Annotated in this window: 8 protein-coding genes and 1 pseudogene; 3 read left to right on the top strand and 6 right to left on the bottom strand. The window is 75.1% G+C overall.

The annotated features are described in order from the left end of the window. The first annotated feature begins 198 nt into the window (after positions 1-198). Positions 199-1,737 (top strand): serine hydrolase domain-containing protein, encoded by a 1,539-nt coding sequence (locus tag PYV61_RS14450; RefSeq protein ID WP_275832734.1) that lies wholly within the window; start codon positions 199-201, stop codon positions 1,735-1,737. Here PYV61_RS14450 and PYV61_RS14445 read toward each other — a convergent pair. Then, positions 1,662-2,624, bottom strand: a complete 963-nt coding sequence (locus PYV61_RS14445) for a hypothetical protein (protein ID WP_275832732.1) — start codon at positions 2,622-2,624, stop codon at positions 1,662-1,664. The two genes, PYV61_RS14450 and PYV61_RS14445, sit on opposite strands and share 76 nt — an antisense overlap. A gap of 52 nt (positions 2,625-2,676) precedes the next feature. On the opposite strand from PYV61_RS14445, the gene PYV61_RS14440 reads away from it, so the two are divergent. Both PYV61_RS14440 and PYV61_RS14435 read left to right on the top strand, forming a co-directional pair. Further along, positions 2,677-4,053: an MFS transporter gene (locus tag PYV61_RS14440; RefSeq protein ID WP_275832730.1), complete on the top strand. Its 1,377-nt coding sequence runs from the start codon at positions 2,677-2,679 to the stop codon at positions 4,051-4,053. A gap of 44 nt (positions 4,054-4,097) precedes the next feature. Further along, the gene (locus tag PYV61_RS14435) at positions 4,098-4,928 is read left to right on the top strand and encodes a transglutaminase-like domain-containing protein (protein ID WP_275832728.1); all 831 of its coding nucleotides are present in this window, start codon (positions 4,098-4,100) and stop codon (positions 4,926-4,928) included. Between the two features lie 65 nt (positions 4,929-4,993). On the opposite strand, the gene PYV61_RS14430 is transcribed toward PYV61_RS14435, so the two are convergent. From PYV61_RS14430 to PYV61_RS14410, 5 genes and pseudogenes are all read right to left on the bottom strand, one after another. Then, positions 4,994-5,332 (bottom strand): hypothetical protein, encoded by a 339-nt coding sequence (locus PYV61_RS14430; protein WP_275832726.1) that lies wholly within the window; start codon positions 5,330-5,332, stop codon positions 4,994-4,996. A gap of 13 nt (positions 5,333-5,345) precedes the next feature. Beyond that, positions 5,346-5,756, bottom strand: coding sequence for a prepilin-type N-terminal cleavage/methylation domain-containing protein (locus PYV61_RS14425; RefSeq protein ID WP_275832724.1), 411 nt, complete (start codon positions 5,754-5,756; stop codon positions 5,346-5,348). A gap of 211 nt (positions 5,757-5,967) precedes the next feature. After that, on the bottom strand, positions 5,968-8,985 hold the full coding sequence (polA, locus tag PYV61_RS14420; protein WP_275832722.1) for a DNA polymerase I: 3,018 nt from the start codon (positions 8,983-8,985) through the stop codon (positions 5,968-5,970). 188 nt (positions 8,986-9,173) lie between these two features. Then, positions 9,174-9,374, bottom strand: a complete 201-nt coding sequence (locus PYV61_RS14415) for a cold-shock protein (protein WP_275832720.1) — start codon at positions 9,372-9,374, stop codon at positions 9,174-9,176. Positions 9,375-9,579: 205 nt separating this feature from the next. Then, a pseudogene (locus PYV61_RS14410) lies at positions 9,580-9,766 on the bottom strand (hypothetical protein); the annotation flags it as partial.

The raw sequence follows: 9,766 nt of genomic DNA, 5'->3' as shown, positions 1-9,766 counted from the left end.
GGGGCGCCGGCGGGAGGCGGCGCCGGGGTCAGGGCGGGGGCGCAGGCGGCGGCGACGAGCGCGAGCAGTGCGGTGCGGCGGGGGCGGCGCATGCCGGCAACGTACGCGGGGCCCCCGGGAGCGGCGAGGCGACCGCGTGCGGTGCGACACGCGGCGCGGCGGCCGAAACCGCGCCGCCGTCCGCCCGTAGACCCCGCCATGCGCCCGCCCGCCCGACTCCCGACGCTCCTCGGCTCCGTCGCAGTCCTCGGCGTGTGCGCCCTGGCGTGGGCCGCGCGCGGCCGCCTGCTCGCCCAGGCGCCGGACCTCGCGGCGATCGACCGGTACGCGGCGCGGCTGCTCGACGCCGACCGCGTCCCCGGCGCCGCGCTGGCGATCGTGCGCGACGGCCGCCCCGTCCACGTGCGCGGCTTCGGCCGCGACCGCGCGGGGCGCCCGGTCACCGGGCGGACGAGCTTCGTGCTCGGCTCGATGAGCAAGTCGATCACCGCGCTGGCCGTGATGCAGCTCGTCGAGCAGGGGCGCGTGGCGCTCGACGCGCCGGTGCGGCGCTATCTCCCCGCGTTCCGACTGGCCGCCGCCGACTCGGGCGCGTCGGTGACGGTGCGGCACCTCCTCCTGCACACGAGCGGGATCCCGCACCGCGCGGGGGGCGCGTCCGACGCGCGCGGCGCGGGGGCGTCGCTGGCGTCGCGCGTGGCGGCGCTGCGCGACGTCGCGCCGACGCACGCCCCGGGGACGCGGCACGCCTACGCGAGCCCGAACTACCTCGTGCTCGGCGCGATCGTGGAGGCGGTCGCCGGCGTGCCGTTCGCCGCGTACGTCGAGCGCGAGATCTTCGCGCCGCTCGCGATGCACGACAGCTTCACCGACCGGTCGCGGGCGCTCGCGCGCGCGTTCGCCGGCGGGCACGTGTACGCGCTGGGGTTCCCCGTCCCGTCGACGCTCGCCGCGGAGCCGGACCGCCTCCCCACCGCGGGGCTGATGAGCAGCGCCGAGGACCTGTCGCACTTCCTGGCCATGCAGCTCGACGGCGGGCGGTTCGGAGGGCGGACGCTGCTCGCGGACACGTCGGTGCGGCGCATGCACGCGGGCGGCGCGCCGGGCGACGGCTTCTCGTACGCGTTCGGCTGGCGCGAGGGGCGGGTCGGCGGCGCGCGCGCGGTGCACCACGGCGGCATCGTCCCCGACTTCCGCGGCAAGATGGTGATGCTGCCGGACGCGGGCTGGGGCGTCGTCGTGCTCACGAACGCGTCGTCGGCCGTGCCGTGGCCGATCGCGCCCACGAGCCACCGCCTCGCCGACGACGTCGCCGCCTACCTCGCGGGGCGCCCGCTCCCCGCGCCGACCTCGCGCCACCGCGCGCTGTTCGCGGGCGTGGCGGCGGCGATGGGGCTCGTGCTGCTCGCGCAGCTGCGCACGCTGTGGCGCACCTGGCGCGTCGCGCCCGAGCCGCGCGCCGGGCCGCGGCGGCTCACGCGCGCCGACGCCACCGACGTCGCGTTCCTAGTCGGGGTGGGGCTGCTGCCGCGGCTCGTCGGGCTGACGTGGCGCGACCTGTGGTACGGCGCGCCGGACGTCGCGGGGTGGCTGCTCGCGCTGGGCGCGCTGAGCGCGGTCACCGTTGGCGTCCGCGTGCGGCGCGGTCGCGCGGGCGTGACTCAGCAGCCGCCGGCGGCCACGCTCGTCCAGCGCACCGTCCACCGCCCCGGCGCCGCGCGCTCGAGCAGCGAGTAGCGGTTCCCCTCCTCGGCGGCGCGCGCCACCAGCACCGCCGGGCGCCGCTCCGCCTCCTCGCGCAGCGCGGCCAGCAGCTCGGCCGCCGGCAGCGCCTCCTCGCGCCCGGCCGCGCGCTCGTGGTACGCGAGCGTCCAGCGCGACGCCGCCGCGCCGGTGGCCGCCGCCGGCCGCTCGGCGACCAGCAGCAGGAACTCGCCGATCGGGTTCGCCTCCTGCGGCAGCGCGCGCGTGAGCACCGCGACCACGGCGAGCGTCGTCGTGTCGGCGCGGAAGCGGCTCGCCGCGCGCACCACGAACGGGAGCCCGCGCAGCGCGCGCGCCGAGCTGTCGACCGGGAGCGCCGACGCGAGCCGCGTGACCGCCGCCGCCAGCGTCGCCGAGTCGGCGGAGGCGAGGCCGTGCAGCGAGTCGACCGGGACCGCGGTGACGGCCGGCGCGCCCGACGCGAGCTGCACCAGCCCGACCGTCCACTCCGGCGCCACGTCGGCGCCCGAGGCGGGGCCGAGCCGCGCGGGCGGGGACGCGGCGCACGCGGCGCCGGCGCGCGACAGCAGCAGCACCTCGTTGGGGAGCGCCGCGTCGGCGGCGCCGGTGGCGGTGTCGGCCGGGGAGCCCGCGCCGGTGCCGGGGACGACCACGCGCGCGTCCCCCTGCTCCCCGGGCACGACGAGCGCGAGCCCCGCCTCGCCGTCCCACGTCGTCGTGGGCGCCGCGGCCGCGGGCGCGGAGTCGGGGGGCGGCGGCGCGGGCGCCGGGATCGTGCTGTCGGCGGGGCGCGCCGCGGGGGTGCGGTCGCAGGCGGCGAGCGCGCCGAGCAGGAGCAGTGCGGCGGACGGCGCGACGTGCCGAGACGCGCGCGGCGTCCGCTGGCTGGTGGGTGGCATCGCGGGTAATCTGCGGGCGCCGGCCCCCGGCCGCCTCCCCCCACCCCCGCCCATGCCCGCGCTCCTCGAGCGGCTCGGCCTGCACCGCCCCGAGCTGCGCGCCTGGGCGACCTACGACTGGGCCGTGTCGGCGATGCAGACGACGATCACGGCCGCCGTCTTCCCGATCTACTTCGTGCGCGTCGCCAGCGCCGGGCTGCCGGCCGGGCGCGGCGCGCAGCAGCTCGCGTACGCCAACACGCTCGGGATGGCGCTCGTCGTGCTGCTCTCCCCGGTGCTCGGCGCGCTCGCCGACCACTCGGCGGCCAAGAAGCGCTTCCTCGCCGGCTTCGCGCTGCTCGGCGCGGCGGCGTGCGCGGCGATGTTCCTCGTAGGACGCGGCGACGTGACGCTGGCGTCGGCGCTGTACGCGGCGGCGATGGTCGGCGCGGCGGGGAGCATGGCGTTCTACGGCGCGCTGCTGCCGCACGTCGCGCGCGCCGACGAGATCGACCGCGTGAGCACGGCCGGCTACGCGCTCGGCTACGTCGGCGGCGGCGTGCTGCTCGCGCTCAACCTCGCGTGGATCCAGCTCCCGGGCGCGTTCGGGCTGCCGAGCGGCCCCGGGCTGACGCCCGACGAGGCGACGCTCCCGACGCGGCTCGCGTTCCTGTCGGTGGGCGTGTGGTGGCTCGCGTTCACGGTGCCGCTGCTGCGCCGCGTCGCCGAGCCGCCGGCGACGCGCGAGGCGGGGGAGCCGGCGGGGCGCGCGGTCGCCGCGTCGTTCGTGCGCCTCGCGCACACCGCGCGCGAGCTGCGCGGCTTCCGGCAGGCGGCGCTGCTGCTGCTCGCGTTCGCGGTCTACAACGACGGCATCCAGACGATCATCAAGCTCGCCACCGCGTACGGCACCGAGCTCGGGATCGGGCAGTCGACGCTGATCGCGGCGATCCTCGTCGTGCAGTTCGTCGGCGTCCCGTTCGCCTTCGCGTTCGGCGCGCTCGCGGGGCGCATCGGGACCAAGCGCGCGGTGCTGCTCGGGCTCGCGGCGTACGTCGTCATCACCGCGCTCGCGTACGGGATGCGCACCGGGACGCACTTCCTGCTGCTGGCGGTGCTCGTCGGGACGGTGCAGGGGGGGACGCAGGCGCTCAGCCGCTCGCTCTTCGCGTCGATGGTGCCGCCGCACCGGTCGGGGGAGTTCTTCGGCTTCTTCGGCGTGTTCGAGAAGTTCTCCGGGCTCCTCGGCCCGCTGCTGTTCGCGGTCGTGGTGGGCGCGGGGGGGACGAGCCGCGCCGCCATCCTGTCGATCGTGGCGTTCTTCGTCGTCGGGATGGCGCTGCTGTCGCGCGTGGACGTCGCCGCGGGGCAGGCGTACGCGCGGCGTGCGGAGGAGGAGGCGGCGCGGCTTTCACCGTCCGTGAACACCGCGGGGACGGACCGGCCGTAGCGTCGGGGTAGCACCGGCGTCCCCCGCCACCCGCCGCTCCGCCCATGCCGCCGCCCCGTCGCGTCCTCGCCGCGCTCGCCCTGCTCGTCGCCGCGTGCGGGGGCGGGGGCGCGACCGCGCCCGACGCCGGCGCCCCGACGCCGGCCTACGACGAGGCGGGGGCCGCCGAGCGCTTCCCGCACGTGTGGAGCGACCCGGCGGACGCGTACTACGCGCGGCTGCGTCCCGAGCAGGGGCTCGACGCGGTGGTCGCCGGCGCGGCGACCGACCTGGCGCGCGTGCAGGCGGTGAGCCGGTGGGCGCACACGCGCTTCGGGCACGACGGCGCCAGCGCCGCGCCCCGCCCGGACCCGGCGTCGATCCTGCGCGACGCCGCCGGCGGGCGCCGCTTCCGCTGCGTCGAGTACGCGACCGTGGTGAGCGGCGCGCTCACCGCGCTCGGCATCCGCGCGCGCATGGTCTGGCTGCTCACGCGCGACGAGGGGACGCGCACCGACGGCGTGGCGCACGTGGTGGCCGAGGCGTGGCTGCGCGACGCGGGGCGGTGGGTGATGGTCGACGCGCAGTGGGACGCCGTGCCGCTGCTCGACGGGCGCCCGATCGACGCGGTCGCGCTGCAGGGGGCGCTGGCGCGCGGGACGCCGGGGCTCGCGGTCGCGAGCCGCTCGGGAACGCGGACCGCCGACTACGCGCGCTGGGTCGCGCCGTACCTGCACTACTTCTACACGCCGCTCGACCACCGCGTCGAGCTGCCGCGCGGCGCCGCGGCCCTCGTGCTCGCGCCGGTGGGGGACGAGAGCCTGGCGCGGAAGTACGCACCGCCCGCGGTCCTCTACACGCGGTCGACGCAGGCGTTCTACGCGCCGCCAGAGTAAGAAAAGCCAGGAATCGGATGAGACGGATCAGATCTGATCCGTTCGATCCGATTCCTGGCTGTTCTCTACGGAGGCAGAAATCTCCCGACCAGGTCCCAGTGCCACGCCGCGCGCCGCGCTCCCGTGCGCGGGTCCTTCAGCGGCTTGTCCTGCAGCCGCTCCGGGCCGAGGCCGACGAGGCGGCCGTAGGCGAGGAGGGCGGCGCGGTCGGTCGAGACCAGGTGGGCCATCGGGACGCCGCGCCAGACGTGGCGGTGCAGCCAGAGGCCGCCGTCCATCGCGTGCAGCATCCCGTCGCGCCGGCGGGCGAACTCGCGCCAGGGCACCGGGTCCGGCTGGACGACCGGCGGGCCCTCCTGGTAGAACCGCCGCCGCTCGGGGTCGGGCGGGGCTACCGGCGCCACGGCGCCCCCGGGCTCAGTTGCAGGTGAGCTGCCCCTCGATCGTCGCCGGCGCCACCGGGGCCGCCGAGCCGTAGAAGATCGCGCACGTCGTCGGGTTCGCGCCGGCCGCCGTCCCCGTCGCCGACCATCCGGAGGCGTTCGCCGAGACGATGGTGAGCGTCACGCCGGGCGACGTCTCCAGCCCGAGCTGCGCCAGGTTCGTCGTGTACGTGTTGGCGCCGTAGAAGTACCCCTCCTGCGCGGTGGCGAGGTTCTTCAGGTCGCTCTTCACCTTGGTCACGAGCGCCTTCCCCTTCGTGTTGGCGAAGGCGGGGATCGCGATCGCGGCCAGGATGCCGATGATCACGACCACGATCAGGAGCTCGATCAGGGAGAAGCCCGCGCGGCGGCGGCGGCGACGGGGCTGGGGGAGGGGCGGGTGCATGAGGAATCTCCGGGCGAGAGGCGGCCGAACGGCGCCGTGGCTGGCCTGAACGAAGGGCAACGCCGGTGCCGCCCGCCCCGGAAACGACGCATCCGCTTGGAACGTCACGACTTGCGCCCGGCCGGCGACCCGGAGCGTGACGGTCGGGGCCCACGCCATGTGCCCGGATCGCCGCAAAATGCACGGGCCCCGTGACGCGTCGCACGGCCGCTCACCCCTTGGTCTCGAGCCAGTCGTCCCCCACCCCGACGTCGACCACCAGCGGGACCGACAGCGCCGCCGCCCCCTCCATCTCGCGCCGCACCAGCGCCTCGGTCGCCGCCAGCTCCGGGCCGGGGACCTCGAACACCAGCTCGTCGTGCACCTGGAGCAGCATGCGCGCGCCGACGTCGGGGGCGCGCAGCGCCTCCCCGATCCGGATCATCGCGATCTTGATCAGGTCGGCCGCCGACCCCTGGATCGGGGCGTTCTGCGCCACCCGCTCGCCGAACGCGCGGATGTTGAAGTTGCGCTCCTTCAGCTCGGGGATGTAGCGCCGCCGCTTGAAGATGGTCTCGACGTAGCCGTGCGCGCGCGCGTACTCGACCTGCCCCTCGAGGTAGTCCTTCACGCCGCGGAAGCGCTCGAAGTACGTCTCGATGAACGCGCGCGCCTCGGCGTTGGCGATCTTGAGCTGGCGCGACAGCGCGTGCGCGCCCTGCCCGTAGATCGTCGCGAAGTTGATCGTCTTCGCGCGCGCGCGCATCTCCTTCGTCACCTGCTCGACGGGGACGCCGAAGATGATCGCCGCCGTCTCGCGGTGGATGTCGCCGCCGCGCCGGAACGCGGCCACGAACGCCGGGTCCTGCGACAGGTGCGCGAGCAGCCGCAGCTCGATCTGCGAGTAGTCGGCGGCCAGCAGGCGCCACCCCTTCCGCGGCACGAAGCCGCGCCGGATGTCGCGCCCCAGCTCGCGGCGGATCGGGATGTTCTGCAGGTTCGGGTCGCTCGACGACAGGCGCCCCGTCGCCGCCACCGTCTGCGCGAACGACGTGTGGATGCGCCCCGTCTCCGGGTTCACCGCCGCCGGCAGCGCGTCGAGGTACGTCCCCTCCAGCTTGAACAGCTCGCGGTACTCCATGAGCAGCTGCGGGATCGCGTACCCCTCGTCGGCCAGCTCGGTGAGCACGCTGGCGTCGGTGGAGGGCCCGGTCGCCGTCTTCTTCTTGACGGGGAGCCCGAGCTTCTCGAACAGGATCGCGCGCAGCTGCGGGTTGGAGTTGATGTTGAACTCCTCGCCGGCCTCGACGTAGATCTCGCGCTCCAGCCGCTCGCGCTCCGCCTGGAAGCGCGTCTTGAGCGACCGGAAGTGCTCGACGTCGATCGCGATGCCGGCCGACTCCATGTCGGCGAGCACGCACACCAGCGGCACCTCGATGTCGCGGAACAGGGGCATGAGCCCCGTCTCCTCGAGCAGCGGCGCGAAGTGGCGCTGCAGCCGCAGCGTCATGTCGGCGTCCTCCGCCGAGTAGCGCGTGGCCGCCTCGATCGGCACGACGTCGAACGGGAGCTGCTGGCGCCCGCGCCCGCACAGCTCGTCGTAGCTCGTCATCCGGTGGTCGAGGATCTCGAGCGCCAGCACGTCGAGCCCGTGCGACCGGCGCCCCGGGTCGAGCACGTAGCTGGCCAGCATCGTGTCGAAGGCGACGCCGCCGAGCGCGATCCCGGCGCGCCGCAGCGCGAGCAGGTCGTACTTGGCGTTCTGCAGCACCTTCGGCACCGCCGGGTCCTCGAGCAGCGCCACCAGCTCCCGCATCTCGGGCGCGTCGAGCGGCGGCAGGTTCTTCACGGGGTAGCGCCGCTCGGCGAGCATGCGCCCGGCGATCCCCATCGCCGCCTGCGCGGCCTCGGTGGGCCCCTTGGGCTTGGCCGCCTTCGCCTTCTTCTTCGGCGCCGCCTCCTCGTCGTCGCCGTCGGCGTGCTCCACGTTCGGGTCGGCGGCCGGCTGCTCGTCGAAGCCCAGCTCCGCCTGCGCCGGCTCGTAGGCGCGGTGCGCGAGCGGGAGGTAGAACGCCTCCCCCGGCTCGATCGCCATCGCGATCCCGACGAGGCGCGAGCGCAGCGGGTCGACCTTCGACGGCGAGTCGGGGTCGATCACCGTCTCGGTGTCGACCGCGACCATCCCGCCCCCCTGCGCCGCCTTGCGCGCGCGCGCCAGCAGCCGCTGGAGCTTCTGCACCGTGTCCACCGTCTCGTACTCGGCGGCCGGCTGCGACGGCTTCGGCGCGACGTTCGCGCCGAAGTCGAACGACGTGTCGGGGGCCCCGCCGGCCGGCGACGGGAGCGCGGCGACGTCGCGCGCCAGCGAGGTGAACTCCAGCTCCATGTAGAGCTGCTTGAGCGCGTCGCGGTCGGGCTCCCCCATGCGCAGCGTGTCGACGTCGAACGCCACGTCGAGGTCGCAGCGGATCGTCACCAGCTCCTTCGAGAGGATCGCGTCGGCGGCGTGCGCCTGCAGCGCCTCGCGCGGCCGCTTCGCCTTGATGTTCGCGACGTTGGCGAGGATCTCCTCCAGCGCGCCGAACTCCTGGATCAGCGCCTGCGCCCCCTTGTCGCCGATCCCCTTCACGCCCGGGACGTTGTCGCTCGTGTCGCCGACCAGCGCGAGGTAGTCCACGGTGCGCTCGGGTGGCACGCCGAGGCGCTCGCTCCCGTTCTCGACGCCCACCCAGCTCTCGTCGACGGCGGCGGGGCCGCCGCGGCCGGGGTTGAGCAGCCACACGCCCGGCCGCACGAGCTGGTGGAAGTCCTTGTCGCCGCTGACGACGACGACGTTGAGCCCCGCGTCGACCCCCTTCTGCGCCAGCGAGCCGATGACGTCGTCGGCCTCGTAGCCCTTGAGCGTGAGGATCGGGATGCGCCACGCGTCGAGGATCGCGCAGATGCGCTCCATCCCGCGGTCGAAGTCGTCCTGCAGCTCGTCGGTGAGCTTCTCGCGCGTCGCCTTGTACTCGGGATAGCGCTCGTGGCGGAAGCTCAACCCGCTGTCGTGCACCCAGCCGAGGTAGTCGGGCTTGTGGGTGGCGACGAGGCGGTTGAGGAAGTTGACGATCCCCCACGCCGCGCTCGTGTTCTCGCCGCGGCTCGTGCGCAGCGGGCGCGAGATGAGCGCGAAGAACGCGCGGTAGATCAGCGCGTAGCCGTCGACGAGGAAAAGGCGCGGGGAGGGAGGCAGGGTCGGGGTGCTCATGGCGGCAAACCTAGAGCGGAATCCGCGCCGGCGCAGCACGCCGCGCCGTGCTGCGGGGCTGCGGCGCTGCGGAAGAGCGAGAGTGCTCCTCCGCAGCGCCGCAGCCCCGCAGGATCCCGGAAACAGCACCGCCCGCCGCGGCATGCGCCGGGCGGGCGGAGACAGTCACACAGCCAGGAGACGGACGGTCAGACCTTCGTCACGTTCGCCGCGTGCAGACCCTTGTCGCCGGTCTTGATCTCGAAATCGACCAGCTGCCCTTCGGCGAGGGTCTTGAACCCGTCCATCATGATCGCGGAGAAGTGGACGAACACGTCCTCGCCGCCGTCCTGCTCAATGAAGCCGTAGCCCTTGGCGTCATTGAACCACTTGACCTTCCCTCTGGCCATTGGAACTGTCTCCTGCCCGGTGGATGCCCGGTGAAGCGGAAGCGTGCCTGCGCCTTCGTGCGCACGGGTGGGAGGTGCGCGCGGGGGGTGAGGGCAAGCCGGACGGCTTGCGCGGGCCTATATAGGATTGGCCCAAACCCTTGTCAAGGGAACGCGGAGCCCGCCGCCCCCGGCTCACGAAACCGTCATTAGTGCCCGTACGGCACTAACCCGCCCCGAGCAGCCGCGCGAGCTCCGCCGCGCCCCCGGTCGCCAGCGCCACGCGCACGTTGTCGTCGAGCGGGCCCGCGGGGCGCTCGGCCAGCGCCGCCGCGGCCGCGCAGGCGAACGCCGCGGCCGGCGGGAGCCCGGCCAAAGTCGGAGGCCAAGCGGTCTTAGGAAGACAAATCGTG

This window comes from Roseisolibacter sp. H3M3-2 (assembly GCF_029211165.1).
Taxonomy (GTDB): domain Bacteria; phylum Gemmatimonadota; class Gemmatimonadetes; order Gemmatimonadales; family Gemmatimonadaceae; genus Roseisolibacter.
The sequence above is the reverse complement of the archived record's forward strand: the minus strand, read 5'-3'. Positions and strand labels throughout refer to the sequence as shown.